Annotated in this window: 24 protein-coding genes and 2 CRISPR repeat arrays; of the genes, 12 read left to right on the top strand and 12 right to left on the bottom strand. The window is 68.9% G+C overall.

From position 1 onward, the window contains the following. Positions 1 to 53: 53 nt before the first annotated feature. On the top strand, positions 54 to 179 hold the full coding sequence (locus ACFYSH_RS32050) for a hypothetical protein (protein WP_388757120.1): 126 nt from the start codon (positions 54 to 56) through the stop codon (positions 177 to 179). 466 nt (positions 180 to 645) lie between these two features. On the opposite strand, the gene ACFYSH_RS32045 is transcribed toward ACFYSH_RS32050, so the two are convergent. From ACFYSH_RS32045 to ACFYSH_RS31995, 11 genes are all read right to left on the bottom strand, one after another. After that, entirely contained in the window at positions 646 to 1,137 is a 492-nt protein-coding gene (locus tag ACFYSH_RS32045; RefSeq protein WP_388757117.1) for a hypothetical protein, read from the bottom strand. A 33-nt stretch (positions 1,138 to 1,170) separates the two neighbouring features. Continuing rightward, a complete protein-coding gene (locus ACFYSH_RS32040) occupies positions 1,171 to 1,935 on the bottom strand; it encodes a hypothetical protein (RefSeq protein WP_388757114.1) in 765 nt (254 codons plus the stop codon). 97 nt (positions 1,936 to 2,032) lie between these two features. After that, the gene (locus ACFYSH_RS32035; protein WP_388757111.1) at positions 2,033 to 2,821 is read right to left on the bottom strand and encodes a hypothetical protein; all 789 of its coding nucleotides are present in this window, start codon (positions 2,819 to 2,821) and stop codon (positions 2,033 to 2,035) included. A gap of 121 nt (positions 2,822 to 2,942) precedes the next feature. Beyond that, positions 2,943 to 3,650: a hypothetical protein gene (locus ACFYSH_RS32030; RefSeq protein WP_388757109.1), complete on the bottom strand. Its 708-nt coding sequence runs from the start codon at positions 3,648 to 3,650 to the stop codon at positions 2,943 to 2,945. Positions 3,651 to 3,690: 40 nt separating this feature from the next. Then, positions 3,691 to 5,316 (bottom strand): ATP-binding protein, encoded by a 1,626-nt coding sequence (locus ACFYSH_RS32025; RefSeq protein ID WP_388757106.1) that lies wholly within the window; start codon positions 5,314 to 5,316, stop codon positions 3,691 to 3,693. A 28-nt stretch (positions 5,317 to 5,344) separates the two neighbouring features. Continuing rightward, positions 5,345 to 5,797 (bottom strand): DUF6238 family protein, encoded by a 453-nt coding sequence (locus ACFYSH_RS32020; RefSeq protein ID WP_388757103.1) that lies wholly within the window; start codon positions 5,795 to 5,797, stop codon positions 5,345 to 5,347. A 25-nt stretch (positions 5,798 to 5,822) separates the two neighbouring features. After that, positions 5,823 to 7,292, bottom strand: coding sequence for an SCO6880 family protein (locus ACFYSH_RS32015; protein ID WP_388757100.1), 1,470 nt, complete (start codon positions 7,290 to 7,292; stop codon positions 5,823 to 5,825). 136 nt (positions 7,293 to 7,428) lie between these two features. Then, positions 7,429 to 8,847, bottom strand: coding sequence for an ATP-binding protein (locus tag ACFYSH_RS32010; RefSeq protein WP_388757097.1), 1,419 nt, complete (start codon positions 8,845 to 8,847; stop codon positions 7,429 to 7,431). 27 nt (positions 8,848 to 8,874) lie between these two features. Further along, positions 8,875 to 9,564 (bottom strand): hypothetical protein, encoded by a 690-nt coding sequence (locus ACFYSH_RS32005; RefSeq protein WP_388757094.1) that lies wholly within the window; start codon positions 9,562 to 9,564, stop codon positions 8,875 to 8,877. After that, positions 9,564 to 9,872 carry a DUF6112 family protein gene (locus ACFYSH_RS32000; protein WP_030581509.1) on the bottom strand — a complete coding sequence of 103 codons (309 nt, stop codon included), beginning with the start codon at positions 9,870 to 9,872 and terminating at the stop codon, positions 9,564 to 9,566. The genes ACFYSH_RS32005 and ACFYSH_RS32000 overlap by 1 nt, the downstream gene beginning before the upstream one ends. Before the next feature lie 84 nt (positions 9,873 to 9,956). Beyond that, positions 9,957 to 11,102, bottom strand: a complete 1,146-nt coding sequence (locus ACFYSH_RS31995; protein ID WP_388757091.1) for a C40 family peptidase — start codon at positions 11,100 to 11,102, stop codon at positions 9,957 to 9,959. Between the two features lie 580 nt (positions 11,103 to 11,682). Between ACFYSH_RS31995 and ACFYSH_RS31990 the strand changes: the two genes are divergently transcribed. Next, a complete protein-coding gene (locus ACFYSH_RS31990) occupies positions 11,683 to 12,429 on the top strand; it encodes a DNA-methyltransferase (protein WP_388757088.1) in 747 nt (248 codons plus the stop codon). Between the two features lie 97 nt (positions 12,430 to 12,526). On the opposite strand, the gene ACFYSH_RS31985 is transcribed toward ACFYSH_RS31990, so the two are convergent. Next, positions 12,527 to 13,459 (bottom strand): hypothetical protein, encoded by a 933-nt coding sequence (locus ACFYSH_RS31985; RefSeq protein ID WP_388757194.1) that lies wholly within the window; start codon positions 13,457 to 13,459, stop codon positions 12,527 to 12,529. A 174-nt stretch (positions 13,460 to 13,633) separates the two neighbouring features. Here ACFYSH_RS31985 and ACFYSH_RS31980 point away from each other — a divergent pair, with 174 nt between their 5' ends. From ACFYSH_RS31980 to cas2, 10 genes are all read left to right on the top strand, one after another. Continuing rightward, a complete protein-coding gene (locus ACFYSH_RS31980) occupies positions 13,634 to 14,128 on the top strand; it encodes a hypothetical protein (protein WP_388757085.1) in 495 nt (164 codons plus the stop codon). Between the two features lie 327 nt (positions 14,129 to 14,455). Then, positions 14,456 to 15,364, top strand: a complete 909-nt coding sequence (locus tag ACFYSH_RS31975) for an ISAs1 family transposase (protein WP_388757082.1) — start codon at positions 14,456 to 14,458, stop codon at positions 15,362 to 15,364. Positions 15,365 to 15,474: 110 nt separating this feature from the next. Continuing rightward, positions 15,475 to 15,822 carry a hypothetical protein gene (locus tag ACFYSH_RS31970; protein ID WP_388757079.1) on the top strand — a complete coding sequence of 116 codons (348 nt, stop codon included), beginning with the start codon at positions 15,475 to 15,477 and terminating at the stop codon, positions 15,820 to 15,822. A gap of 310 nt (positions 15,823 to 16,132) precedes the next feature. Beyond that, a CRISPR array of direct repeats spans positions 16,133 to 16,962; the repeat unit is 37 nt; unit sequence GTTGCGATCCTCGGCCGCCCCGGAGGGCGACCGCCAC. A gap of 72 nt (positions 16,963 to 17,034) precedes the next feature. Next, positions 17,035 to 19,530, top strand: coding sequence for a CRISPR-associated endonuclease Cas3'' (locus tag ACFYSH_RS31965; RefSeq protein WP_388757076.1), 2,496 nt, complete (start codon positions 17,035 to 17,037; stop codon positions 19,528 to 19,530). Positions 19,531 to 19,693: 163 nt separating this feature from the next. After that, on the top strand, positions 19,694 to 20,455 hold the full coding sequence (cas5c, locus tag ACFYSH_RS31960; protein WP_388757191.1) for a type I-C CRISPR-associated protein Cas5c: 762 nt from the start codon (positions 19,694 to 19,696) through the stop codon (positions 20,453 to 20,455). A gap of 2 nt (positions 20,456 to 20,457) precedes the next feature. Further along, on the top strand, positions 20,458 to 22,218 hold the full coding sequence (gene cas8c, locus ACFYSH_RS31955) for a type I-C CRISPR-associated protein Cas8c/Csd1 (RefSeq protein ID WP_388757073.1): 1,761 nt from the start codon (positions 20,458 to 20,460) through the stop codon (positions 22,216 to 22,218). A 65-nt stretch (positions 22,219 to 22,283) separates the two neighbouring features. Then, positions 22,284 to 23,192: a type I-C CRISPR-associated protein Cas7/Csd2 gene (gene cas7c, locus ACFYSH_RS31950; RefSeq protein ID WP_388757070.1), complete on the top strand. Its 909-nt coding sequence runs from the start codon at positions 22,284 to 22,286 to the stop codon at positions 23,190 to 23,192. Beyond that, positions 23,189 to 23,851: a CRISPR-associated protein Cas4 gene (gene cas4 / locus ACFYSH_RS31945; protein ID WP_388757067.1), complete on the top strand. Its 663-nt coding sequence runs from the start codon at positions 23,189 to 23,191 to the stop codon at positions 23,849 to 23,851. The genes cas7c and cas4 overlap by 4 nt, the downstream gene beginning before the upstream one ends. Beyond that, complete coding sequence (gene cas1c / locus ACFYSH_RS31940) at positions 23,848 to 24,882, top strand: type I-C CRISPR-associated endonuclease Cas1c (RefSeq protein ID WP_388757065.1); 1,035 nt, start codon at positions 23,848 to 23,850, stop codon at positions 24,880 to 24,882. Before cas4 ends, cas1c begins: the two co-directional genes overlap by 4 nt. After that, positions 24,882 to 25,172, top strand: a complete 291-nt coding sequence (cas2, locus tag ACFYSH_RS31935) for a CRISPR-associated endonuclease Cas2 (RefSeq protein WP_388757061.1) — start codon at positions 24,882 to 24,884, stop codon at positions 25,170 to 25,172. The genes cas1c and cas2 overlap by 1 nt, the downstream gene beginning before the upstream one ends. Positions 25,173 to 25,305: 133 nt before the next feature. Continuing rightward, positions 25,306 to 26,284: a CRISPR direct-repeat array (repeat unit 37 nt; unit sequence GTGGCGGTCGCCCTCCAGGGCGACCGAGGATCGCAAC). Positions 26,285 to 26,425 lie beyond the last annotated feature (141 nt).

Below are 26,425 nucleotides of genomic sequence, written 5' to 3'. Positions count from 1 at the left end.
CACGCCACCCCCGGTGCTCACAACGTAGTTAGGCACTATCGCAAGGGGGCGTTATGGGACGCAGAGGTATCCGCCGCAGGAAAGAGGACCGGGACTGGAACCGAGCCACCTTCTTCGCGACGCTGGGTCGGCTTCTTCTCGAAGCGATCGACAAGGCGCGCGAATGGTGGCGCGACTGACAGTCCAGGTCCCCTTTCTGGCTGTGTTGCAACAACCGTGCGCCACTAGGCGCACTACGTCCCGGTGTTGGCGCACCTGGACGTGACGGGCCGCGGTGTTAACGCACCGCGGCCCGCGTTTTTGGGTTCAGCGCCGTTGGCGGGCGACGCATAGCGATAGTCAAGGACGTGACGGGTGGACCCCCAAGGTCAACCTGTTGTGCTTACGAGACATTGGCGGCTGCTTCTTCTTCCCTCTGGGTTCATCCCCGCACGCGCGGGGAGCACTCTTACCTGATGGCAATCCCAGCCATCAGACCGGCGAGCGCCTTGGTCTGATCGTTGAGAGTCCCAGTCAGCTAAGGGTGCTCCCCGCGCGTGCGGGGGTAGTCCCACAGGTGAGAGTAACGGGGTCACCCCCGCGCGCGGGGAGAAACTGTTGTAATTGATTGACTACGGTGTGTCATCAAGTTGGGGTGCTGGTAGGTCAGAAGTGAGGGTTCTCGGCCGGCCGGCCGGCTTCGGCGACGGCCTGGAGCAGCTCGACGAGGTCTTCGGGCTCGGAGGAGCGCTGGTCGATCCACCACCCGGCGCGAGTAACGCGGGGGGCGGCCCCCTCGATCGCCTCCCACTCCGTCTCGCCGGTATCTCCTTCGAGGACGAGAGCTGTATACGCAGCGGCCAGGACCTGGTGGCGACAGCGCACACCCCAGGCGACGGCCCGCCCGGTTCCTTCCAGAGGAGGCATCCGGTACTGCTGCGACCAGGCTTCGGATTCGGCTTGCTCCTCGGCGCGCTTGGCCTTGAGCCAGGCAGCCTTGTCTTGCTCGTCGTCCTCTTTGGAGGCCCGCCAGCAATCGGTGCACGACTGCTTGGCGAGCCACTTGGTGAAGTCCGCCCGGCGGTCGGCGGCCCGGTCGGACAGATCGCGGTCGGCCTGGTGGCCGCATGCGAAGGTGATCGACCAGATGGTCTTCAACGGCCATGGAACTGTCTCCTTAAGTGAGTTGGATCAGCGGGGGCGGGAGAACGCGATGCAGGGGTCAACCGGCCGGGCCGTCGCAGACGGGGTGACGGGGGCGGGGGCCAGTGGCTTGCCCGGAAGGCCCGCACGGGCCGGGCTGGCGGCGAGCGCGGCGGCGCTGACCGGAGATGCACGGGGAGTGTCCTGGCCGCGTACAGGGGATGAGGTCGTTGCGGCGGCAGGTCGGGGGCGTGCTGCTACGTCCTGAGCGAGGCGAGGGTGCACTGCGACCTGAACGCCGGACCAGTGCAGGGTCAGTGTGGCGCCGGCGACTTTCCCCAGCGCCTCGTCACGGCCGGTGGTGACGGGCAACGTGTAGATGTCCAGGATCGGGTTGTGCCGCCAGCCGTGCTCCACCAGGGCAAGTCCGGTGAGGCCAGAGGCACGGTCGTCGATCGCCGCGACGATGCCGAGTTGCGGATGTTCGGCGAAGGCAACATCGGGCTCGCCGAGCGCGCCCCGAGTGCGGGCAGGTGCTGCGTCGGATGCCAAGGAGGGATCGAGCGCGGCATCTACGTCGACCCGGTAGCCGGCCTTGCGCAGCAGCTCGACTGCTCGGCTCGTACGGCCGTGCCCGTCACGTTCCTGATGGGCCAGCGCGTACAGCGTCGGCTGGTCCGGGACGGGGTGGAAATCGAACCCTTTCAACATCCACGTGCTGGCCGTGAGGTTCTTCGGGTTCGCGGCGACGATGCCGTAGACGGGGTGGTGGCCGAAGGCGAGATCGGGCAACACGTCGTAGTGGCTGGGCATGGCGGATCCATCCGGGGTGGGCTCGGGTGCAGTGGTGGGCGGGGGACGGTTCGCTTCTTCCGGTGCGGTACACGAAGGTCTCCGAGACGGTGGATGGTCAACGGCCAGGGGTGGACGAGGGACGTGTGGGTGGCAGCGCGGCGCGCGTGGACGGCTCCGCCGGCGGACCGGCCGGGAGTGCGTGCTGTCCGGCCGACGGCGAGGGGGCGAGAGCGGCGCTCACGCGTGACGAGGCAGAGGTCGGAGGGAAGGTCCTGCCCGTCTGTGTCTGGGCCTGGAAGCCCTCGACCTGCAGCATGTCGAAGGCCCGGGTCACCGCAAGTCGCTGTTCGGCCGGGTCGGTCATGGCCGAGGGCAGCCGGTAATAGTGCGCACCGCCGACCGCCTCCGCGGGGACGAAGCCGGCGCGGTGGAGCACGGCGCCGGCGGCGTGCTCCTCGGCGGATGGTCCGCGCTCCTGGCGCGGGGGCACGCCGAGCCGGTCCAGGCGGGCATCGACGGCGGAGAGGAGATGAGGGACGCTGCCGCCGTGCCGGGCGTCGGGGCCGTCGGGCTCGGAGTCGTAGATCACTTCGTACACCGTGGGCTCGGCGGACCGGTGACGGGTCGCCATCCAGCTCTCGGGGGACTCGGGGTTCTCGGAGGGAGGTTCCTGGGGTGGCGAGATGATCAGTGAACTGCCGTCGGAGAGTTCGGCGTGGACGATGTAGTCGCTGAGCCCGTACTCGACGGTGCACTCCAGGCCGCGTTGCCGTAGGGCAGCGGTGAGGGTGGCGTACCGGTGGTCCTGTGCGGAAGCCGCAGGCGGGGAGGACGATGCGCTGATCCACGCGCGGACGTGCGAGCCCTGCCGCTCGAAGGTGACGAGGACGTTGTCGGAATGCATGGGGTTTCTCCGTTGCCGGATGCCCCGGGCCGTGGCGTGAGCCGCAGGCCCGGGGGCTGGAAAGGGGGGTGGTCCATGAGAATCCGGCGGTGGGCCGGTTTGGCGCTGCCGTAACTCGGTGCTAAGGGCGTCCGCAGTGGCGAGCGGGGGTCACCGGATTCGCCACCGGGGGAGCGGGAGACGAAGCAGGCGGAATACTCCGGGCACCGGGTGTGGACCGGGTCAGGGCCACGCGCGCCCGTTCGGTCTGCGCGGGCCGTTCCGCCTCCGCCCGGCCGACCAGGTACTCGCCTGCCCGTACGAGTGCCGGGCCCTGGTAGGACAGCTCGTGCGTGTAATGCCAGCCCTCGGAATTGCGGTGCTCCTCCGCGCGCTCCTGGTAGAGCTGGAGCGAGCCTGGTTGCGAGCCGTCCATGAGTGCCATGACCTGGTCCCACTCATGCCGAAGCTGATGCGCTCGGGCCAGGGTGGTGTCGATCCCGCGCAGTCGGCGCAGGTCGTCGCTGATCGGCCCCTGGACATAGTCGGGGCCGTCGGCGGCGGAGCGGACCCCGGCCAGCACCTCGGGCCCGTGGTCGAGGAACACCTCGGCGTGCTTCCACGCTGCGGCGTCTCGTTTGACCTTGCCATCCCCGTAGACCTTGTCGTCCAGTGGCCAGCCGTCCGCGTCACAGAGGGAGTCCGAGACCGCATCCCAGGCGTCGCACGCCTCATTGATGCCGACGGCGGCCGAGGCCAGCGCCGGGAGATGCCGCCGCCACGCCAGGGGATCGTTAGCCGTGGGCGGCTGCTCCTCGCCGGAGGCGGGAGAAATGGAGGAAGCAGACATGATCGATCCTTGTTCCTGTGCCGGTCGTTGGGCTAGGCATCTACTCCTGCGGGTTCGATCCCCGCAGGCACGCTGTGGTGACCTGCAGGTGCAGGTCGGCGGGGCCCACCACCTTTGGGTTCACGGGGGGCAGGACGTCGGTATTCGTGAACTCACGGACCTTGGCCGCCATGCGGGCGTCGGTGTCGAACAGTTCGCGTTCGGCCGGGTGCAGGATGTGCTGCGTGATGAAGGAGCGGCCGGCGACCTTCCACAGGCCCCGGCCCTTGGTCAGGGCGGATACCGCCTGGGTCTCGACGCCGGTCAGGCCGAGCAGGGACGCGGCGGCGGCGAGCTGGTCGGGCTCCTGGCGGTAGATGATGCGGGTGGAGCAGTCGGCCAGGAGGCCCTCGGCCAGCACCCGGCCGCGCGAGCCGGCGTCACCCGCGCTGAGCAGGTCGCTGAGGCGGTGGATGACCATGAGGTTCGCGATGCCGAGTCCTCGGGAGAGCTTCCACTGACTCTGCATGCGTTCCAGCAGGCCGACGTGCCGCATCAGCCGCCAGGCTTCGTCGTAGATCACCCAGCGCCGGCCGCCGTCGGGGTCGGCGAGGGCGGATTCCATCCACGCTGAAGCGCAGGTCATCGCGAGAACCAGCGCGGTGTCGTCGCCGCTCCCTCCAAGCCGGGAGAGATCGATGGACAGCATGGGCATGGACGGGTCGAAGGCCACCGTCGAGGGGGCGTCGAACATGCCGCTGAGGTCGCCGTGCACCAAGCGGCGCAGAGCGTGCGCGAGGTCCTGAGCGGCAGAGCCGAGGTGTCCCGACTGGTGGCCGAGGGCCCGGTCGAGGCGTTCCGGAGAGCCGAGGGCGTGTGCGATCTCGCCGAGCAGTGGCACCGTGCCACGAGCGGCAGCGCCAGCGACGACCAGGTCAAGGGCGAGATCCAGGGCGGTGTGCTCCATCGGCAGCAGATCGCGCTTCAGCACCGTGCGGGCCAGGCCGGCCAGGAGCAGCAGGCGGCGCTTTCGGACCTCGGTCGACCAGTCGTCCTCGCTGACGGAGGCGGGCCGGGCTGGTGCGTCCAGCGGATTCAACCGGCCGGGGAGCCCTGGGCCCAGCGCGATGCTGTAGCCGCCGAGGGCCTGCGCGACGCCGGTCCACTCTCCCTTGGGATCGCAGGGAATGTAGATGCGGTAGCCGTGGGCGATCGACCGGGTGGCGATGGACTTCGCCAGCGCCGACTTGCCCATGCCGATGACCCCGGCCAGGACCGCGTTCGGGTTCGTGAAGCCCTCGATCCGGCCGCTGTTGTACAGCGAGAACGGATCGAAGCAGAAGGCGGCCTCCGCGTGCACATCGCGGCCGATGAACACGCCCTCCGCTCCCAGGCCGCCCTCGGCCACGAAGGGGTAGGCGCCGCTGGCTGTGGCGGTGGTCATCCGGTGGGCGGGCAGGCGGAGCTTGCCGCCGCGGGCCGAAGCCGGGCCGGGGCAACCGGCCGGCGGGTAGGTCGGGCGCAGCTCCGGGTCGAGGGCCTGCTCGGGGCGGTGCTTGGACGGGGTTCCGGCGAGGCGGGCCTTGCGGCGGGCCTCGGCGAAGCCGGCTCGGGCCGCCCTCTGCTCGGCACGCGAGGTCTTGCGGGGCACGAACAGGGGAGAGGCGCTGGCGCGGGTGCGGGGCATGAACGTTTCTCCAGACAGGGGGGATAGGTCAGCGGCGGACGAGGCCGGTGAATGGCGCGTGCAGGTCGGTTGGGGTGGTGCGGCGCCGTACCAGGTGCGCGGTGCGCTGGTGGCGCTGGCAGATGGTCAGCTCCGGTGCCCCTTCGGGCAGGCCGGCCCGGCACACCTCAGGTTCGGGCACCTCGCCCGAGCCGGGCCGAGGTGCCGCGTGGTAGGCGGCGTGGAGGTGCTCGGCGGCCTGCCAGATGCGGATGCGGGCGGTGCGGAGCTGCTCGCCCTCGCCGGACACGAGCTTCCCGGTCCGGGCGGTGTGGGCATCGAGCAGCCCGTACAGCGAGACGAGGTGCGCGTGCAGGGTGTCCAGCTCGGCGCGGCTGGTGACGAGCGGTCCGCCGGGGATGTTGAGTGCGCGGTGGAAGTCGAGCGCCGCGGTGGCGAAGGGCACGAAGTCCTGCGCGGTCGGGCTGGCGGTGCGGGACATGAGGGTGCTCTTCCGAAGTGGGAGGTCAGGCTGCGAGGGCGAGCGGCAGGGCGGCTGCGGTGAACGCCTCGGCCTGCTGCCAGGTCAGCGGCCGGAGGTCGAGCTGGGCACCGACGGCCGCGGTCTCCACCACCGCGCAGGCGGTGCGCAGTTCGTCCTCGGAGTCGGCCGAGACGGTCAGCAACCCGGTCAGGGCGACATCCGCGTGCCCGGCGATGAGCTGGCGCTCGCGGGACTTGATGTCCTGGTACTCGATCGAGTCGGCCTCGGAGTCGACCTGGCCGCGCCTGGCACGCTCGGAGGCATCGGCGATCACGCTGGACTTCTTGCGCTGCACGTCGCGCAGGGCTGCGTCCAGGCCCTTCGGCTCGTAGGACAGCGACAGCGTGCGCCTCACCCCGCCGGTGAACAGGAGCTGGTGCAGGAAGCCGGCGCTGGTCTCGGTGCGCGGCCAGTTCTCCACCCAGTAGGTGGCGTGCACCGCGGAGTCGGTGGCGATGTGGTCCGCCTTCTCGACGACCACGACGGGGCCGGCTGCGGCAGGCTCGGCCTCGGGGCGACCCGCCGTGGACCAGCGGTCGAGTGTCGCCAGCGCCTTCGGGTCGTAGGAGGTGCGCACCACGGCGGCGATCTCGCGTGTGGTGAGCCAACCCGTCGGGGTGAGACCCGCAGTCCGCGCCGCCTGGTCGAACGTCGAGGTGAGCTGGGCGAGGACACTGAAGGCACCGGTGAGACCGCCCCCGGCCTGATTGATCAGCCGGCGGGCCGCCTTGGTGTCCAGGGACACCGCGACGTACGCCTCGTGCGGGGCGGCTGCGGGGCCGGCGCTCTGGATCAGCTCGTTGTAGATCGCGCCGGCCATCGGGGTGTCGGGTCGGCCGTGCTCTTCCCAGTAGCGGCGCAGCGCGTCGCCGGAGTCCGGGACGGTGCGCTCGATCACCTGGATGCGAGCGATCTGCCCGGTGCGGGCGAGTGCGGCCAGCGCGCGTCCCCAGCCGCCGACGTTGGCCTGCTGGGTGCCCGGGTCGAGCAGGGCGTAGGCGCGGGAGGAGACCTTGACCACGGCGGTCAACGTGTTGCTGTGCGGATCGTGGACCGCACCGTACCGGCCGTCGGGGGCGGTGACCACGCGCAGACTGGCAGCGGTGCCGGGCAGGTGGAGCAGGCCTTCGCGGATAGGCCGGCGGGAAGGCCGGGTGAGCCAGATGAGCTGGCCGCGCATCCGGCGCAGGGTGTACTGGCTGACGATCGGAGCCCAGTCCGCCAGGGCACGGCCCCGGTGGCGAACGAAGACGAGCAGGGCGATGACCGCCCACAGCGGAATGAGTTCGAGAGCGCCGACCACGCCGCGCGTCAGAATCACGCCGAGAAGGAGCAGGCCGGTGAGGCCGACGACGGTCAACTGCGGGACGGTCAGACCGAGCAGAACGCCGCGCCTGCTGAGGTGGGGGAACTTGACGGTGGCCGTGGCTTCGGCCTGGTGCTTGCCGGACATGGTGGTTCCAGACGGTGGGAGCGGGCGGAGGGCGGGGCGTGCTGCGCTCTTCTGGAGGTCATGACGGAACCTTTCTGCTGGCCGGGCGGGGCGGGGACGGGCTGAAGAGTGCAGCCCGCCCCCTGGGGGTGGTGGGTCAGGAACCCGAGGGCGGCTGGGCGGGGAACACCCAGTTCGTCGGCGTCGGAGAACCGGCAGCCGATGGTCCGGCGGGGGACGGCGGCATGGCCGGGGGAGCGGAGGCCGAGGGCGCCGGACCGACAAGCGGCATGGAGGACAGGTCGCCGCCAGGAGCCGATGTGCCGGCAAGGTGATCGGATCCGCCCGTGACACCCTGGGCAGTCACCCCGGACCCTTCTGGTTCGTCCTCGCCGGTGCGGGTGATCAGCGGCGGGATCCCCGGGCGCTGGATCAGGGCCCGACCCTTGTCGCCGGCGGCGTTGGGCTCTTCGCCGTAGCGGAAGCTGGTCTGCGGCCTGGGCGGACCGGCATCGATGCCCTCCTTGCTGAGGTTGCCGCCGGTGGGATTGATGCCGGAGGCGACCCCGTCGGCATCCGCCCCAGGGACCTGGCTCGGCCCCTGCGGGGCGATGCTTCCGGTGCCGACCCGCATCGCCATGCTGCCCGCGGTCTTCGCCGCCCCGGCGGCGACCGCCATGCCGGCGACACTGGTGCGGTGCAGGTCGTCATGGCCACCGCCGTCGCTGGCCCAGTGCACGAACTTGTACGTCGCGTACGGGCACAGCAGGACCAGCACCATCACGACGATGCCAGCCATCGCGTCGGACAGGGCCGACATGCCGTCCGTGGCGTCCGACTTGCCCATCGCCGAGACGCCGATCAGGAATACGACGGTCATCAGGAGCTTGGAGACGATCAGGGTCGCGGTGGCCTCGATCCACCCGCGCCGCCACCGCTTCGCCACCTCCCAGCCTCCGCCGGCCCTGGCGAAGACCGCGAGGGCGACCATGACCAGGACGCCGACCTTCCGCGCGACCATCACACCCCAGTACAGGAACGCGCCGATCGCGCACCCGAAGGCGACCAGAGCCGGAACGCCCCAGCCCAGGCCGTACATCGCCCCGATCTGGTTGACCTTCACCACACGGCGGATCGCATCGTCGACCGACGTGTTGGCAGCTTGGAACAGGCCGTCGGACAACGCATCGACCACGGTGATGGCGACGGACGTGAACGCGATGGCACAGAAGCTGAACAGGACACCGGTCATGGTGCCGATCGCTGCTTGTGCCAGGGCGCGTTCATCCCGGCGCCAGGCCGCGAACATCAACTGGATGCAGAACGTCCCGACGGTCAGGATGAGCCCGATGGGCAGCAGCAGCTCGTAGTTGTCCCGGAACCACCCGGCGTTGAGGTCGATGGCAGTGGTTGCGTTGACGGCCTTGGCGGCGAGATCCGCCGCGCTCGCGGCCAGTTCGCCCGCCGACTTCGCGATCCACGCGCCGATGCCGTCGGTGACAGCTCCGGCAGGGTTGGTGGCGAAATCGACGGCGCCGCACACCTTGTCCATCAGCGGGAAGTCACAGACTCCCATGGCGGTACCTCCTTCCTTGTGCGGGGGTCAGGGCGCGACGGACGGCAGGACACCGACCAGGGCGCAGGACTGGTCGGGCCGGCACTGCACGGCCAGGGTGGTGGAACGGCTCTCCGCACCGCCGGCGGGCGAGCCCTTCCAGGCGATGGTCTGCTTGCCGGAGAGCGTGACGGCGTACACGTACGCCTGGGTGATCGCGCCGGGGTCTTCCTGAAGGGCCTGGGTGAACGCGTTCGGGAAGTGCCCTTCGTTCACCGTGGCGGTGGCGAACTGGCCGTTGGCGGCCATCTCCTGCCACAGCACGGGCGAGGGCACGACCTTGTCGACCGAGGCCGGATCGGCGTACTTCGACTCCGTGGTCAGCCACCCGCGCAGGGCCTTCTGCAGCTCGCTCTGCGAGTACGCGCGGGTGTCGTAGGACCACAGTGCTGCGGCGGCTGCCTTCCCGAACTCGATCGGGTCACTGGTCTTCGGCGGGACCGGGAGAGCACCGGAATGGATGCCCGGCGTGGGCGGGTCAGTGGGTACCGCGGGGGAGGAGGAAGCCGTGGGTGAACTCGATGGTGGAGCGGGAGTTTCGGAGGGACTCCTGCTGTCGCGGGTGAGGTAGGCGGCCAGGCCGGCGAGAGCGACGAGGACCACCAGGACGAAGGTACCGAGCAGCGCCCGGCGGCACACGCGAGATGCGCCGCCGGGGTGGGTGGGATGCTGAGCCATCAGTGGACCTGCGTTCCCAGCGTGCTGAAGAACGCCACCACGCCGTTGGCCGCACCGAGCAGAAGGGCCGCGCCGGCACTGACCAGCACGCCCTTCTTGCCGTTCGCCTCGGCCTGGTGACCGCCGGAGTGGTGGCCCCAGGCCCACACGCCCGCGCTGACGGCGAGGGCGCCGACCACGGCGACAAGTCCGAACAGGTTGATGGAGCCCATCACCTGCTTGAGGACGGACAGGCCCGGCAGGCCGCCCTCGTTGGGCTTGATCCCGGGATCATAAGCGAGCTGGATGACCTGGTCAGCGAGATACATTGCGAACTCCAGTTCGGTTGAAAGCATGCCGAAGCCCGCTGGGGCGAAGCGGCGGTGCGGGAAGAGGGGGAGGGGAAGCGCCGGTCAGACGACTCGGCGGGCCGCGAGAACCTGCGGCTTCCAGGACGCGAGGGTCGTGATCCGGACCACGTCACCGGTGTGCGGGGCGTGGACGATCAGGCCCTGCCCGATGGCCATGCCGACGTGCTCGGGCATGGCGGCCGTCCCTTCGGTGAAGAGGAGATCTCCCGGCTGTAGGACGTCGACCGATACGGCTTTGCCGTCCTTGACCTGCGTGTACGTGGTCCGCGTCAGGGTGACCCCGGCGGCCTTGTACGCCTGCTGCATCAGGGAGGAGCAGTCACACCGGCCCATCGGGTTCTTGCCGTGGGAGTCGGTGCAGCTCCCGCCCCACTGGTACGGCGTACCGAGCTGGCCGAGCGCCCACCGGATCGCCGTCTGCACCTCTCGCGGAGCGGTGGCGGGGATCTTGTACTCGTCCGGCAGCGCGCCGGCCGGGATGGTGCCGAAGTCGGTCCCGTCCCCGTCCGCCGAACAGCCGCCCGCGGTAGCGGATGAAGGGCTGCTGGTTCCGGCCGAGCCGGACGAAGAAGGACTCGGTGACCCGTCGCCGGCCTTCTGCAGCAGGGACTCGATGGCCTCCTGCAGAGCGGTGGCCAGCGGCTCCCACTTGGCGTAGGCGTCCGGGAAGCCCGATCGCTGCACCGCCTGGGCGGCCTGAGTGAGGGACAGGGACTGCCAGCCCGAGACCTTCTTGAGCCCTTCGTAGAACTTGGTCGAGGCATGCACCGGGTCGAGGATCTGGTTCGCCGTGCCCCAGCCCTGCGAAGGTCGCTGCTGGAACAACCCCAGCGAGTCGCGGTCGCCGTAGGTCAGGTTCCGCAGACCGCTCTCCTGCAGGGCGGTCGCCAGGGCCACGACCTGTCCTCGGGCCGGGATGTTCATCGCGACGCCGGTGGCCTGGATCGTCTTGGCATTGGGCACCTGATCGGCAGGCGCGTCCAGGCCCGGCACGGAGACCGAGCCCTTGTCGCCACCGTCCAGAATGGCCTTCACCTGCTTGGCGACGGCGGCGCTGTCCACACCCTGTGCACCGTCGGTCGAGCAGGAAGCCGAGGCGGTCCCGGCGCCGACGGCGAGAATCGGAACGGCCAGCAGCAGCGGGCCGGTCGCGCACAGACCGACAAGGGCTCCAGTGGTCTTCTTCATCGCGGCCGCCGTTCACCGAGGCGGTGGTGCCGACCGGACGACGGCGACGGAGGATCAGGGCGTGGGCGTTTCAGGGCATGCTGCATCGCAGCGGCTCCTCGGTGTTCGTAAGGAGACGCGGTGCCGACCTCTCGTGCAAAGCCGTCGGCACCGCGCCGATGTGCATCCGCCCTCGGGCGGGCCCCGGTCAGGGGAGTTGGTGACTCCCGGACGCCGGTTTCAGGACATGCGCGGCAGCCGGCCGCGCTCGTAATCTCAGGCAGTGCACGGGGCCTCCGGACGTCAGGGGAAACGTGTGGGCGACATGCCTCCCGTGCCGCTCGCCTGGACGAGACAGCACGGATAAGCACAGGTCAGCGGGGGTGGAGTGAAGCTCCGGCCCGGTGACACGGCGAGACAGTAGGCCGGGATTCCGGCCGCACCAAACGACCCCCGTCCCCGAAGCCGCAGCAGGGGGTGCCTCGTTAGGCACGGCCGGAAAGCGCCGTTAACCTCCGGTGCAACCTCGCCCGAGCCGAACGCATTTGAGCGTTGTCCGGAGCAGGTCCAGATCCGCCGTGCCCTGAAAGAGGCCCTTCCCATGAGCTACACGCTGCACCGAGGCGACGCCCTGACCGTCCTGAAGTCCCTCCCCGACGAGAGCGTCCAAGCCGTGATCACCGACCCGCCGTACAACTCCGGCGGACGCACCAGCGCGGACCGCACCGGCCGCACCGCCCGAGCCAAGTACGTCACCAGCAATTCGGCTCACGACCTCGCCGACTTCCCCGGCGAGAACCGAGACCAGCGCTCCTACCGCTCCTGGCTGACCGAACTGCTCACCGAGTCCTACCGGGCCTCGACCGAACACGCGGTCGTCATGGTCTTCACCGACTGGCGCCAGGAGCCGACCACCTCCGACGCCCTGCAGATGGCGGGGTGGACCTGGAGTGGCACCATCCCGTGGATCAAGCCCTCCAGCCGGCCTCGAAAGGGCGGGCCGAAGCAGGACTCGGAGTTCATCCTGTGGGGCGTCAAGGGATCCCTCGACAACACCCGCGACCTCTACCTTCCAGGCCATTACATCGCCTCCCAGCCCCGCAAGGGCCGGGTCCACATCACCCAGAAGCCCATCGAGGTCATGCAGCAGCTCGTCCAGGTCTGCCCCGAGGGCGGTACCGTCCTCGACCCGTTCACCGGCAGCGGCTCCACGGGGGTCGCGGCCCTGCGCGAAGGACGTCGCTTCGTGGGCGTCGAGCTGTCCGCGCACTACGCCGACGTCGCCGAGCAGAGGCTCCGCGCCGAACTGACGAAGGACGACTTCGAGCTGGCCGGACCGGAGGCATGAGCATGAGCACGGGGAGTCCGGAACCGACCGGATACAGAACGCCGAAGGGCGGCTGGCACATCGAGTAGTCGATGCGCCAGCCGCACTTCTCCTTGCGTCAGGCCGTCTCGAACGCCCGCCGGATCAGCGGTGCCGCCTTCTCCAGGTCGGCCGCCGAGGCGAGTCGGACCTCCAGGTCCCCGGCCCCCAGGTGCCCGATGCCGCGCATGTCCCGGGTGAAGCCCTCCTCCAGCGCAACCGTGTCCGGGTCGAGTCTGAGGTACGCCAGGATCGCCTCGTGCTTCGGACGGAAGATCACCGACGCCACGTTCACCAGCCGCCGGTAAGCGATGTAGTGCCGTAGGACTGCCACCTCGACCTCGCCCCACGCCGTGAGTGCGTCGTCCAGCTCCGCGTACAGGGCCCGCAGGCACGCTGGCACGAGGCCGGCACCCGCTAGCGAAGGAGCCACCGGTACCGCCGCGCTGTCGACCGCTACGTCTCGCTCCCGGCTTCGCCGGGGCGAAGCGGCGGACGGAAAGCCGGGCGAGGGGTCGACGAGCAGCAGGCTCAGCAGGCCACCCTCGAAGATGCGGTAGCGCACCAGGTCGATGCGCTCGGGCAGCCGCTGCACAGCCACACGGTCGTGATGGGAGAAGCCGGCCGCGATGCAGACCATCCGCGGACGACGCCAGTCGATCGACTCGGCGGCCTCCGCGCCCAGCACCTTCCGCACGAGCGACTCGAATTCGTGGTGTGCCGACTCCAGCCAGGACAGATATGAGACGGCCTGCGACAGAACCCCGTTGTCGGAGCCCTTCTTGAATTCGATCACCACCGGGCTGCCGTTCTCGTCCAGGCCCAGGGTGTCGATCCGCCCCCGATGCCACGGGCCGGTCGCATACTCAGACGCCAGAAACCGAATGCCGAGCATCTGCTCCAGACCGGCCTCGACCCGCCGCTGCAGCTCCACCTCTAGCGCCACCGTCGAACCGGACAGCTCGACATCCCGCCCGTTCACGTCTTGCCGGAACAACATCAGCTCGGCCACCAGCGCCCCCTCCCACGATCTCTGCAAGGAGAGCAATCGAACGAACGCGCTCGATATTCCGCCTGCGGTCGGCTCGCGCGGACTGGCTTCGGATAGGCCCGAGGACGCCAGCGCCACCTCTGCAGAATCGAAAATCGGCGGTGGTCCGGCTGTTCGGTCCGTACCGTCAGAGTCATGACGTACAAGTTCGGCGCCAACTGGCAGTGCGCGCGCCGTGTCGATACGGTGCTGCCCAGCTTTCTCGACAGTGCCAACGAAGTGCTCAGCGACGAGGTGACGACGCTGGAGGAGCATAGGGAGATCTTCCCGCTTCTCATGGGCTGGTGGCTGTTCACCCGTAGTACGGCTGCGGCGATGATTCACCTGTATCGACAGGACTTCACGGTTGAGGTCAAGCCGCTGGCGTGTAACCTCTTCGCCCACGCCTTCGCGATGAGCTGGCTCGTCGACAACGGTCCCGCCGCCGTTCAGGCGGTCCACACCTACCTGGGAAAGCAGCAGCAGTCGTTCGCCAGCAACCTGGTGGAGATAAAGTATCCGCTCCCCGAGTCCAGGGTCATTGCACGAACAGGATCGGTCCGGTTCGTCGGTCTCGGGTGTGACGTGACGTCATGTACCGGTGTGTGGCGGCATGTCCCTGGAAAGCAGTGCAGGCACGGCTGTCGGTGATCATGTGGTTGTCGAAGACCCATGAGAACCGAGCGAGACCGTGCCTGCCCGAACATCATCGCCCATGCCCGCCGGACTGGGAAAACTGGCCCTTCCGAACCCTCACGTCGCCCTGCAGAATGCCGCTGACCTGCGGCGTTTCCTGATATGGATACCGGATCCGCGCGGCCTGCGAGGACGGAGGTATCCGATGCTCCCGCTTCTGTGCGCGGCGGCCGGCGCGGTTCTGGCCGGCGCGCGCTCCCTGATCGCGATCGCGAGTGGATCGATGACGCCCCGCAATCCGTCCTGGGCCTGCTCGGCTTTCCGGCGGACCCGCTCACCGGTGTGCGGCCCACGCCGCACGCGGCCACCGTCCGGCGTCTGCTCCAGCGCCTCGACGGTGACGCGCTGGACGCCGCGATCGGCGCGTTCCTCCAGGCCCGAGGGCGATCACCGCAACCGGACGAGCCGCCGAAACTGCGGGCGGTCGCGGTCGACGGCAAGACTGTCCGCGGCTCCCGCACCGCCACAGCCACGGCGATCCAGCTGCTGGCCGCGATGGACCACCACGGCGTGGTCCTGGCCCAGCGGCAGATCGCCTCCAAAAGCAACGAGATCCCCGCCTTCGCTCCGCTGTTGGACTCCATCGAACTGGCCGGCACCGTGATCACCGGCGACGCGCTGCACACGCAGCACGCCCACGGCCGCTACCTCCGGACACGCGGCGCCCACTACCTGGCCATCGTGAAGAAGAACCACCCCGGCCTGTATGCGCAGGTCAGAAAGCTGCCCTGGGCGGATATCCCGCTGGACCACCGCACCCGCGACCGTGCCCACCACCGTGACGAGATCCGTCGCCTCAAGGTCGCCGCCTTCCGGCACCTCGACTATCCCGGCGCCTGCCAGGCCGTCCAGACCGTCCGGTGGCGACGCGAGTTGAGCACGGGGAAGCTGACGATCGAGCGGGTCTACGTGATCACGAGCCTGGACGTCTTCGACGCCACCCCGGCCGAACTCGCGTCCTGGATCAGAGGTCACTGGGGCATCGAGAACCTCCTGCACCACGTCCGTGATCGGACCTTCCGCGAGGACGAGTCCAAGGTCCGCGCCGGGCACCTGCCCCGCACCATGGCCGGCCTACGCAACCTCGCCATCAGCATCTTCCGGCAGAACGGTGACACCAACATCGCCGCCGCCCTCCGCCACACCGGCCGCGACCACCGGCGGCCTCTGACAGCTCTCGGCCTTACGTGACCAACCCGGACAGATCGCGATCACGCAATGGCCTTGTCCCCGAGTCCCCTCGCACAGTCGTCCCTCCGGTCTTTGAGACCTCGGAGGAGCGCCGCTGGCACGAGAAACTGGTGGGTGAGATCACGTCCTTCGCCAACATGGTCGCGGCGTACAACGTTCCGATGGCCTATCCGCTGTACCGGATGCACAGCGCGTACGCCCACACCTCTGCCCAGACGGCGAACGCCTTCATCACGGTTGAGGCCGATGGGCGCGTCGGGTTCACAGCCGAAGCTACCGAGGACAGCCTGACCGATCAGGTGTACATGGCGGTCTCCGTGTTCACCGCAGCACAGGCGATAGGGCCGACGACCAAGGGCGACCCGACGAGGAAGTCACTGGAGAAGGCGATGGGCGACCTGGGGATCTCTGGTGATCTGCGGCCCCGTCGTAAGTCGTGTGCTGCTCCGCGCCCGTAAGCCGGGCCGACAGGGGATTTCCTTGCGTAGTCCTTCGGCATGATGACGCGGCCCCGTACGAGGGGGTGTGCGGACGGGTGCAGAGGTGCGCGGGGAGGTCGCTGTAGAGGATCCACAACCTGCGTGAAACCCCATGCTGACGCTATGGACGCGTTCTCCGGTGGCCAGCCGACGGCCGGACGCCTTGGACGACGTAACCTCAGCGAGGACAGACTAACCAGCCGCACGTGCCCTGATCAGGCAGAACCTCACTCGGCAGCAGGGCCAGGTACCACGTAGCACGAACGCTTACGGTCTCATTCTACGCCGCGTTGCGATCCTCGGCCGACCCGGGGCGGCCGAGGATCGCTGACCTGAGCAAGATCACGTTATTTTGTGTGCGGTTGCGATCCTCGGCCGCCCCGGAGGGCGACCGCCACGGGGCGGATCTCCTCCACCACCTCGATCGAGTCGGCGTTGCGATCCTCGGCCGCCCCGGAGGGCGACCGCCACCGCCCGCACCACCGCCGACCTGGCCCACGCACAGGGCGTTGCGATCCTCGGCCGCCCCGGAGGGCGACCGCCACCCCAGCAGATTTTGCCGATGCCCATGAACGCGAGGTTGCGATCCTCGGCCGCCCCGGAGGGCGACCGCCACCAGGATCTGGCCGGTGGCGTCGGTGGGGTCCGGGGTGTTGCGATCCTCGGCCGCCCCGGAGGGCGACCGCCGCGAGGGCGCCCACCAGGCCCGCATGGACGTCCTGGCGTTGCGATCCTCGGCCGCCCCGGAGGGCGACCGCCACACCGATCCCCTGCTTCCCACCGCGCAGACCGTGGTGTTGCGATCCTCGGCCGCCCCGGAGGGCGACCGCCACGTCGCGTCGCGCACGATGATGTCCGAGCAGTGGATGTTGCGATCCTCGGCCGCCCCGGAGGGCGATCGCCACCTCGTCCTCACGCCCGGAGCGCAGCGCGCTGGGGTTGCGATCCTCGGCCGCCCCGGAGGGCGACCGCCACGTAGTCCCGGTCCGATGTCGACTGCAGGTCAGGACGTTGCGATCCTCGGCCGCCCCGGAGGGCGACCGCCACCTGCCCGTCGACCAGTGGGGCAACCTCGGCTCCGAGTTGCGATCCTCGGCCGCCCCGGAGGGCGACCGCCACCCTGGCTGGCCAGCGCATGCACCCCAGGTCTACGTGGGCGTATCGGGCGAGCACTAAGGCAAATGGGAGATTATGGACATCTTTCTTAGGTGTGACCTGTGTGTCACGTGCGTGCTTGAGGTTCCGAACCTGCGGGCGGCCCCCCAGTCGGCTCCGAACTCGGAACGCGGGAGTACTGATGATGCAGCATCAGCAGGCCCTTTCGCCCTCGTATCTGACTTTTCCTTTGACTGTCAGTGGGCTCGTGTAGGTTCTGCGCACCAGACGAATCGGGGAGGTTCGTGCTGGCAAGAGGGGTTTTCTATGTCTTCAAGGCAGTTGTATGCGCATAGTCGTAGTCCGGTCTCGGGAGTGCGGCATGAACTGACGGATCACCTGCGTAAATCGGCGGTTCTCGCTCGTAGGTTCGGAGAGGTTTTCGGGGCTGGGGAACTCGCGGAGTACCTCGCTCTGGTGCACGACGTCGGTAAGGGATGCTGTGCCTGGCAGGACGGCCTGCTGCAGCGGGCCGAGCCGGAAGGGAAGCCGGTGGGGATCCCGCACAAGGAGGCCGGCACCCGTCTGGCCGCCGAGTACGCGGGCCTGCCGTTCGCCGCTGTGGTGCAGGGGCACCACGGCGGTCTTCCGGATCAGCAGAAGATCAAGGACGTGCTGACCGCGCTCCAAGGCAGCGGTCCGGATGCCGAGGCCGCGCGTGAGGCGACTCGGCGAGTTGCCGAGTTGCTCCCGGGGATCGTCCGCACGGGGCCGGTGGCGTTGCCGCCGTGGGTGTCGGCCTTGCGGGGGGCCGCTGCCCGGACCGAGGTGGACCTGCTGGTGCGCATGGTGTTCAGCTGTCTGGTGGACGCCGACTTCCTCGACACCAGCGCGCACTTCGACGGCCGTGTGGCACCGCGGCTCGCCCCGGCGGGGGACATGACTCTCTTGTCCGAGAGGTTCGAGAAGAGGCGTGCCGCGTTCCTGGCGAAGCGGCCGGTGTCCCCCGTGGACGAGATCCGCAGCCGGGTGTTCGCCGAGACGGTGGCCGCTGCCACGCGCGAGCCCGGCATGTATATCCTGCACGCGCCGACTGGTGGGGCGAAGACGATTGCCGCGGGGGGCTTCGCTCTTCGCCATGCTGCCAGGCACGGGATGCGGCGGGTCGTGTTCGCCGTCCCCTTCATCAGCATCACGCAGCAGAACGCTGCGGTGTACCGGTCGCTCCTCGACCCTCTGGAGGAGGACGCGGATAGCGAACCGGTGGTTTTGGAGCACCATAGTTCCGTCAGTCTGGATGAAGACAGCGACGAGGGAACCTGGGCGCGTCTGGCCGCCGAGAACTGGGACGCTCCCGTCGTCGTGACGACCATGGTTCAGCTTTTCCAGTCGCTGTTTTCCGCGAAGCCCTCCGCCATGCGCAAGCTGCACCGGCTGGCGGGATCGGTCATCGTGCTGGACGAGGTACAGGCGCTGCCCGACCGGCTGCTGAACCCCATCCTGAGCGTGCTGAGGGGGCTGGCCGAGCGGTACGGGGCGACGGTCGTGCTGGCCTCGGCGACGCAGCCGGACTTCTGGTCGCTGTCGAAGCTGAAAGGGGTGCCGCGCCACAGCATGGTGGAGGACGTGCCCGGCTTGTTCGACGAGCTCAGGCGTGTGACGTACGAGTGGCAGCTCGGCGACGACGTCACCTGGCAGAGCGTGGCCGAGGACATCGAGGGGCGGGCCGGCGACCAGGTCCTCGCGGTGGTCAACACCACCCGGGACTCGGCGCGCCTGCACCGCCTCCTTGCAGGGTGTCCTTCCGCGCCCGGCCCGGTCCTGCACCTGTCGACCCGGATGACCGCAGAGCACCGCTGTGAGGTGATCGACCAGGTCCGCACCCGACTGAAGGAGCGTCTTTCGGTATGGGTCGTGTCGACCTCCCTGATCGAGGCCGGTGTCGACGTGGACTTCCCGTCGGTGTACCGCGCGTGGGCACCGGCCGAGTCGTTGCAGCAGGCTGCGGGGCGGTGCAACCGCGACTCCCGGATGGACGAGCTGGGCAGGGTGGTCGTGTTCCGGCCTGCTGAGGGCGGGACTCCGAAGGATCTGTCCTACCTTGCCGCGCTTGAAGCCACGGCTGAGTTCTTCGGCCCGTATCCGCTGGCCGATCCCGACGACCTGGAGGCCCTGGCCGGTTACTACGCCAAGCGCTACGCGCTCCAGGGTGAGGACCACGCGATGGGGGAGCGTATCGAGGACCTGCGCCGGGCTTGGGACTTTCCTCAGGTCGCTCGTGAGTTCCGCATGATCGACGACGTCTACGGTCAGTCCGTCGTGGTGGTCCGGCCCCAGAAGACGGCTGAAGAGCAGGACGCGATCTGGGCGGACATCCACCGGCTGCGCGCTCCCTACCCCAGCGGGCCTGAATGCCTGCGTCGCCTGCAGCCGCACACCGCGACCCTGCCACGTCACGAGGTTGCCGAGGCGCTGCGTACGGGGCTGGCGGAGCCCGTGGTGGGTGACCTCGTCGTATGGCGCGGGCATTACGACGAGGTCAGAGGGCTCGATCCCCAGGACCGTGAGGACAGCTCCGCCTTCCTTGTCTGACACCGCATCCCTGTCCGACTCCCCCTCCCTACCGTGCCGGCGGCCCCGGTCGGCCGATGGGGCGATCTTGCCGTCGCCGGCACCTTCTTCCGGTGCGGCACCCACCCTCGTTCTCCTCGACCCGAGCCGACAGCGCATCGAAGGAGCCACCCCCTTGAGCACCATGACCACCAGCCCACGCCGAGAAGGGCGCGGCAACGACGGATGGGCCTTTCCTGATCTCGTCGTCGAAACCTGGGGCGATCTCGCCTGCTTCACCCGGCCCGAGCTGAAGACGGAACGAGTCAGTTATCAGGTGATGACGCCGTCTGCGGCGAACGGACTGCTCCAGGCCATCTTCTGGAAGCCACAGTTCCAGTACGTGATCCGCCGCATCGAGGTTCTGGCACCGATCCGTTGGACACGGCTGCGGCGCAACGAGGTCGGCTCCGTGATCACCGGACCGGACTACCGCAACCTACGCGAGGGCAAAGGCCGCCGGTACGACGTCGAGGAGGACCGCGACCAGCGCAGCACCATGTGCCTGCGCGACGTCCGCTACCGGATCCACGCCCAGATCGTGGTCGCCGCCCACGCCCTCAAGGGCTCTCCCACCCACCCGCCGGCCTCCGAGGAGAAGTACCGCGAACAGCTGCGCCGACGGGTGGAGCGGGGCGCCTGCTTCTCCCAGCCGTTCTTCGGGTGCCGGGAGTTCACCGCCTTCTTCGGCCCCGTCAACCCTGGTCACGACCAGCTACGGCTCGACCACACCGAAGAGCTCGGCGTGATGCTCCACTCCATCGCCTACACAACGGCGGGCGAACGCTACCGCTGGTTCAGGGCCAGCCTCCTCGACGGAGTTCTCGACGTGCCCCTGCAGCCCTTGGGTGAGGAGTCCGTCAACATGCCCAAGGGCCCGTGGCGCGCGGACACGAAGGAGAACTGAGCGTGCTGCTGCAACGGCTCACTGAGTACGCCGACCGGCTCGGCGATGTCCTGCCGGCCGAGTACTACCGCACCAAACAGATCCACTGGTTCCTCGACCTCGGCAAGGACGGCACCGCCACGCTCAGGGACCTGAGGGTCTCGGCGAAGAACCGCGACCAGGCCCGCACCATGCCGGTGCCCTACGCACAGCGGTCGGGCACCAAAGTGCCGCCCTACATGCTCGTCGACACCGCCGAGTTCGTCCTGGGTGTTCCCAAGGCGGATAAGACGAACCCGCCCACGGATAAAGCGCGTGAGGAGGCCGGCCGCCGCCACGCCGCCTACCGTGACCTGGCCCTGCACTGGGCCCAGGACAGAAAGGACGACCCCGGCGCCACGGCTCTGCGCTCGTACTTCGCGGGCGGCGGTCCGGCCGGCCTGGACATCCCCGACGAGGTACAGGCCAAGGACACCGTGGCGGTGATGGTCGCCACACGCTGGCTGCACGAGGAACCCACCGTCAAGACCACCTGGGCGTCCGTCGTACGGGAACGCAAGGGCGGCGCCGACGACAGGCCCGGCCTGTGTCTGGTCTGCGGCACCACCGCCCCCTTGCTGGCCACCATCCCGGAACCGGTGAAGAAGGGGGCCGTCCCCACCAGTGGCGGCAGCAACGAGGGGCAACTCGTCAGCATCAACAAGGCCGCCCAGGGACGGGACGGCAAGACCCAGCTGGTGAACACGCCCATCTGCCACCACTGCGGCGGCCGGGCCATGGCCGTCCTCAATCACCTTCTCGCCTCGGACAACCACAGCCGGCGCTTCCGTGACGACGGCGTCATGGTGTGGTGGACCCGCCAGGCCGGCGACGACTCCGCGATGGCGCTCCTGTTCGGCAACGCCCCCGATCCGGCCGACATCGCCCACCTCATCGACTCCCTCGACCACAGCCCCACGCCCCACACCGCGCAACGGGTCGAGGACGACGAGTTCCACGCACTGACCCTCGGCCTCAACAACGCCCGCCTCGTGGTCCGTGACTGGATCGACATCCCGCTCACCGACCTCAAGGCCACCGTCGCCGCCTGGTACAAGGACCACGGCGTCTACGACGGATGGAACGGCACCACCCGCTACGTCCCCCTCTGGCGTCTGGCCCTGTGCTGCGGACGCGCCCAGGACGGCCGCTACGCCAAGGACAGCGCACCCCACGGCCTGGAAGCCGAACTCGTCCACAGCGCCCTGCGCCGCACTCCGCCACCCGCCCGGACACTGCCGCTGCTCCTGCAGCGCATCCACGCCGACCAGTACCTCGACACCGCGCGGATCGCGCTGCTGCGACTCATCCTCAACCGCTCCAGCGACCCCAAGGACCACGTCATGATGACCCTGGACGCCGACTGCCGCGATGCCTCCTACCTGTGCGGACGTCTCTTCGCCGTCCTTGAGGACATCCAGACCACCGCGCTGCCCAACCTCAACACCACCCTGCGCGACAAGTACTTCCGCACCGCGGCCACCGCCCCCGGCGCCACCCTCACCAACCTGCGAGTCGACGCCAACGCCCATCTCAAGCGCCTGCGCCGGGACAAGAAGGGGGCTGCCGCATCGCTGGAACGCAGGCTCGGCGAACTCTTCGCCCTGTTCAGCGACGACATGCCCCGCCACCTCACCCCCCTCCAACAGGGCCGCTTCGTCATGGGATACGAGCACGAACGAACCGCCAAATGGGACCGGATCCGGCGCGCGAAGGAAAAGAGCGAGACCAACCCGGAGGAGTGACCCTCCGCAGCCCGCCATCCGCCCACAACCCCGACTGAACCCGCACGTCAAGGAGTAGCGAGAACATGACCGCACCGCACCTGGACCCGGCCCGCAAGCACGACTTCGTGTTCCTGATCGAAGCCACCGACTCCAACCCCAACGGCGATCCCGACAACGGCGGCCTGCCCCGCACCGACCCCGTGACCGGACAGGGACTGATCACCGACGTCGCCATCAAGCGGAAGATCCGCAACACTGTCTCGCTGATCAACGAGATCGACAAGAAACCCGGCTACGAGATCTACGTCGAGGCCGGCGTCGCTCTCAACGCCCAGCACGAACGCGCCTACGCCGGCGGAGACCAGGGCGGCAACGCCACCAACCAGGCCACCGCGCAACAGTGGATGTGCCAGAACTTCTTCGACGTCCGGATGTTCGGCGCCGTCATGTCCACCGGCAAGGCCGACCGCAAGGCCGGCCGGGTCCAGGGACCGGTCCAGATCGGATTCGCCCGCTCCATCGACCCCGTCACCCCCTTCGACATCGGCATCACCCGCGTCACCCCGACCAGGCAGGAAGACGTCGACGCCTGGAACAACCCCAAGGAAGGCCAGAGCAAGGGCAAGGAGACCGAGATGGGCTCCAAGCACATCGTCCCCTACGGCCTCTACAAAGGTGCCGGCCACTTCAGCGCCCCCCTCGCCGCCCGCACCCGTGTCACCTCGGACGACCTCGCCATCCTCTGGCGCGCCTTCACCAACATGTTCGAGCACGACCGCGCCGCAGCCCGCGCCGGCCTCGCCCTGCGCGGCCTCTACGTCTTCACCCACGCGGACGCCTTCGGCAGCACCCCCTCCCACGAACTCATCGACCGCATCACTGTGAAACCCCTCGGTGAGGCCACCGCCCGCACCTTCGCCGACTACGGGAGCATCGACGTGCGCGACGCCGACCTGCCCGACGGCGTCAGCATCACGAGGCTCGTCGGGTGACCACGCCACACCAGCCCAAGAGAGCAGAGGGAGACCTCACCCAGGTCTCCCTCTCCTCCCTGGAGCACTACGCCTACTGCCCCCGCCAGGCGGGCCTCATCCTCCTCGAACAGACATGGACCGACGACGCCGCCACCGTCCGCGGCACCCTCCTCCACCAGCGTGTCGACACCCCCGGAAACCACGGACGCGGCACCATCCGCACCCTCCACGCACTCCCCGTATGGAACGACCACCACGGGCTCACCGGCGTATGCGACACGGTCGAACTCCACGCGGACGGCCGCATCCTGCCCATCGAGCACAAGTCCGGCCGCTACGTACCAGGAGGACCGGCCGACCTCCAAGCCGCAGCCCAGGCCATGTGCCTGGAAGAGATGTTCAGCCGCCCCGTCCCTCAAGCCGTCATCTACTCGGGCACCGACCGCCGCCGCCACACCATCACCATCGACCAGACACTGCGCTCCCGCGTCCTGCAGACCACCCACCAGGTCCGCAACCTGCTCGACCGCAGCCAACTGCCCGCCCCCGCCGCGGACAGCCGCTGCCGACGCTGCTCACTGGCCACCGACTGCATGCCCAAGCTGCTCACCGGAACCGGCCGCTACCAGCGCGCACTCACCCGCCTCTACCGCGCCGACGACCAGGACGACGAGTGACCACCGAACTCCTCAACACCCTCTACGTACAGACACAAGGAGCCGACCTCCGCCTCGAACAGGACAGCCTGCGAGTCCACCTCCCCGAGACCCCCGGCCGAAAAATCCTCCCCCTGCGCCGCATCGACTCCATCGTCCTCTACGGACACGTCAACCTCTCCACTGAACTCATCACACGCTGCGCCCAGGACCGGCGTCCCGTCACCTGGATGACCCGCGGCGGCCGCTACCTCGCCCGCCTCGACGGAGCCGTACAGGGCAACGTGCTCCTGCGCCACGCCCAGCACCAACTCCACGACGACCCTGCCGCCCGCCTCGACATCGCCAGAAACATGATCGCAGGGAAGATCCGCAACAGCCGCTGGATCCTCCTCCGCGCCGCCCGCGACGCCGAACCCGCCGCACGGCTGCGAATCAGAACCCACGCCGAGGAACTCGCCACCGCCCTCACCACGACCCGCAACGCCGAATCACTCGACATCGCCATGGGCATCGAAGGCAACGCCGCCCGCGCCTACTTCACCGCCCTCACCTACGCACTCCGCCCCTCCGACGGCATCCCGCCCTTCACCCACCGCAACCGCCGACCACCCACAGACCCCGTCAACGCCCTGCTCTCCTTCACCTACGGACTACTCAGGAGCCTCGTCCACGGAGCCGCCGAACAAGTCGGCCTCGACCCGCACATCGGCTACCTCCACGGCCTGCGCCCCGGAAAGCCCGCACTCGCCCTCGACCTCATGGAGGAGTTCCGCCCCGTCCTCGCCGACCGGTTCCTCCTCACCCTGCTCAACCGCCGCCAGATCCGCAGCGAACACTTCGAGGTCCTGAGCGGAGGAGCCGTACGACTCACCGACGACGGCCGCACCACAGTCCTCGGCGCCTGGCAGGAATGGAAAGCCCAACCCTGGGAACACCCCATCGCCGGCCGGGACGTCCCCGCCGGACTCCTCCCCGTCGTCCAGGCCCGCATCCTCGCCCGCCACCTCCGCGGTGACCTACCCTGCTACCTCCCCTGGACGGCAGCGTGATGGACCTCCTACTGACCTACGACGTCGACACCACCACCCCCGAAGGCCGCCGCAGACTCCGCCGCGTCGCGAAACTCTGCGAAGGCCACGGGCTTCGTGTACAAAAATCCGTCTTCGAGATCATCGCCAACGACACCGACCTGCTCAGACTCACCGCGGCGGTAAGTGACATCATCAACCCGGACACCGACAGCGTGCGCCTCTACCGGCTGCCCTCCGCAGGCCTCGCCGACGTACACACCCTCGGCACGGCCCAGATCGAAGCACACCGTGAGGACTTGGTGCTCTGACTGCTTCGGAACCTCAAGCACACACGCGACACGCAGATCACACCGAAGCGAAATATCCTTATTCGGCGCTTCGGTCACCCGTCGGCCATCCCAGTAACAGTTGCCGATACGCTGTTCCCGCTGATCAAGCACCGTGGCGGTCGCCCTCCAGGGCGACCGAGGATCGCAACGGATCCACGGTGACGCTCATCCAGGGCGCCACGCTGGTGGCGGTCGCCCTCCAGGGCGACCGAGGATCGCAACACGAGACCGGCGAGCAGGTCCGTGGTGAACATCCGCGTGGCGGTCGCCCTCCAGGGCGACCGAGGATCGCAACACCCATGACGCGATGGTGGCGACGGTGGACCACTCGTGGCGGTCGCCCTCCAGGGCGACCGAGGATCGCAACGCTGCTGTTCCGTGAATGGAACCGGACCTATGCGGGTGGCGGTCGCCCTCCAGGGCGACCGAGGATCGCAACGCCATCAGGGGATCTCCGGAGGGTTGAGGGTGGCGGGTGGCGGTCGCCCTCCAGGGCGACCGAGGATCGCAACCGCGATACGGCGCGACCCCAGGGCGGGCACCCCGGGTGGCGGTCGCCCTCCAGGGCGACCGAGGATCGCAACTCCGAAGGTCTACGTACAACCGGCTCGTCGCCCGCGTGGCGGTCGCCCTCCAGGGCGACCGAGGATCGCAACCGTGCGGCGGCCCGGGTGCTCGCCGTGAACGGCCTGGTGGCGGTCGCCCTCCAGGGCGACCGAGGATCGCAACTCCTGGGGGTGTGGGGTGCCGCGGGCCGCCGTGGGGTGGCGGTCGCCCTCCAGGGCGACCGAGGATCGCAACAACAAGGAGACGACCGCCGAGCAGAACGCCCTGGCCGTGGCGGTCGCCCTCCAGAGCGACCGAGGATCGCAACCCCTTGGAGAGCAGCATGGAGCTGAGCGCCACTGGTGGCGGTCGCCCTCTAGGGCGACCGAGGATCGCAACATCTACCACGTCGCGATGTACGCGGGTGACGGCAAGTGGCGGCCGTCCTCCGGGGTGGCCGAGGATCGCAACTCCTCCTTGCCCCGGTGCTTGAGGTCGAGCGATTCGAGTGGCGGTCGCCCTGTGGGGTGGCCGAGGATCGCAACGCAGCCCTTGTTGACACTGTGGAAGACCTACAATCCGCCTGGGGCTCCTAGTAGGGCTTGGTCATGTTGGTGCGGGGTCTGGCATGTCGCGGTGACAGGTGGGGCAGGCGCCGGTCCAGGTCGCGAGGAGTGTTTGCAGCT

The sequence above is a fragment of the Streptomyces sp. NPDC005791 genome (assembly GCF_042871485.1).
Lineage (GTDB): Bacteria > Actinomycetota > Actinomycetes > Streptomycetales > Streptomycetaceae > Streptomyces.
This window is presented reverse-complemented; position numbering and strand designations above follow the sequence as displayed.

Excerpts from the sequence above, each read along its gene's own strand:
- ACFYSH_RS32040 (WP_388757114.1), bottom strand. The coding sequence starts at position 1,935 with ATGCCCAGCCACTACGACGTGTTGCCCGATCTCGCCTTCGGCCACCAC.
- ACFYSH_RS32010 (WP_388757097.1), bottom strand. The coding sequence starts at position 8,847 with ATGGGAGTCTGTGACTTCCCGCTGATGGACAAGGTGTGCGGCGCCGTC.
- ACFYSH_RS32050 (WP_388757120.1), top strand. The coding sequence starts at position 54 with ATGGGACGCAGAGGTATCCGCCGCAGGAAAGAGGACCGGGACTGGAAC.
- ACFYSH_RS32035 (WP_388757111.1), bottom strand. The coding sequence starts at position 2,821 with ATGCATTCCGACAACGTCCTCGTCACCTTCGAGCGGCAGGGCTCGCAC.
- ACFYSH_RS32025 (WP_388757106.1), bottom strand. The coding sequence starts at position 5,316 with ATGCCCCGCACCCGCGCCAGCGCCTCTCCCCTGTTCGTGCCCCGCAAG.
- ACFYSH_RS31980 (WP_388757085.1), top strand. The coding sequence starts at position 13,634 with ATGACGTACAAGTTCGGCGCCAACTGGCAGTGCGCGCGCCGTGTCGAT.
- ACFYSH_RS31995 (WP_388757091.1), bottom strand. The coding sequence starts at position 11,102 with ATGAAGAAGACCACTGGAGCCCTTGTCGGTCTGTGCGCGACCGGCCCG.
- ACFYSH_RS32005 (WP_388757094.1), bottom strand. The coding sequence starts at position 9,564 with ATGGCTCAGCATCCCACCCACCCCGGCGGCGCATCTCGCGTGTGCCGC.
- ACFYSH_RS32015 (WP_388757100.1), bottom strand. The coding sequence starts at position 7,292 with ATGTCCGGCAAGCACCAGGCCGAAGCCACGGCCACCGTCAAGTTCCCC.
- ACFYSH_RS32030 (WP_388757109.1), bottom strand. The coding sequence starts at position 3,650 with ATGTCTGCTTCCTCCATTTCTCCCGCCTCCGGCGAGGAGCAGCCGCCC.
- cas2 (WP_388757061.1), top strand. The coding sequence starts at position 24,882 with ATGGACCTCCTACTGACCTACGACGTCGACACCACCACCCCCGAAGGC.
- ACFYSH_RS32000 (WP_030581509.1), bottom strand. The coding sequence starts at position 9,872 with ATGTATCTCGCTGACCAGGTCATCCAGCTCGCTTATGATCCCGGGATC.
- cas7c (WP_388757070.1), top strand. The coding sequence starts at position 22,284 with ATGACCGCACCGCACCTGGACCCGGCCCGCAAGCACGACTTCGTGTTC.
- ACFYSH_RS31990 (WP_388757088.1), top strand. The coding sequence starts at position 11,683 with ATGAGCTACACGCTGCACCGAGGCGACGCCCTGACCGTCCTGAAGTCC.
- cas5c (WP_388757191.1), top strand. The coding sequence starts at position 19,694 with ATGACCACCAGCCCACGCCGAGAAGGGCGCGGCAACGACGGATGGGCC.
- ACFYSH_RS32020 (WP_388757103.1), bottom strand. The coding sequence starts at position 5,797 with ATGTCCCGCACCGCCAGCCCGACCGCGCAGGACTTCGTGCCCTTCGCC.
- ACFYSH_RS31965 (WP_388757076.1), top strand. The coding sequence starts at position 17,035 with ATGGACATCTTTCTTAGGTGTGACCTGTGTGTCACGTGCGTGCTTGAG.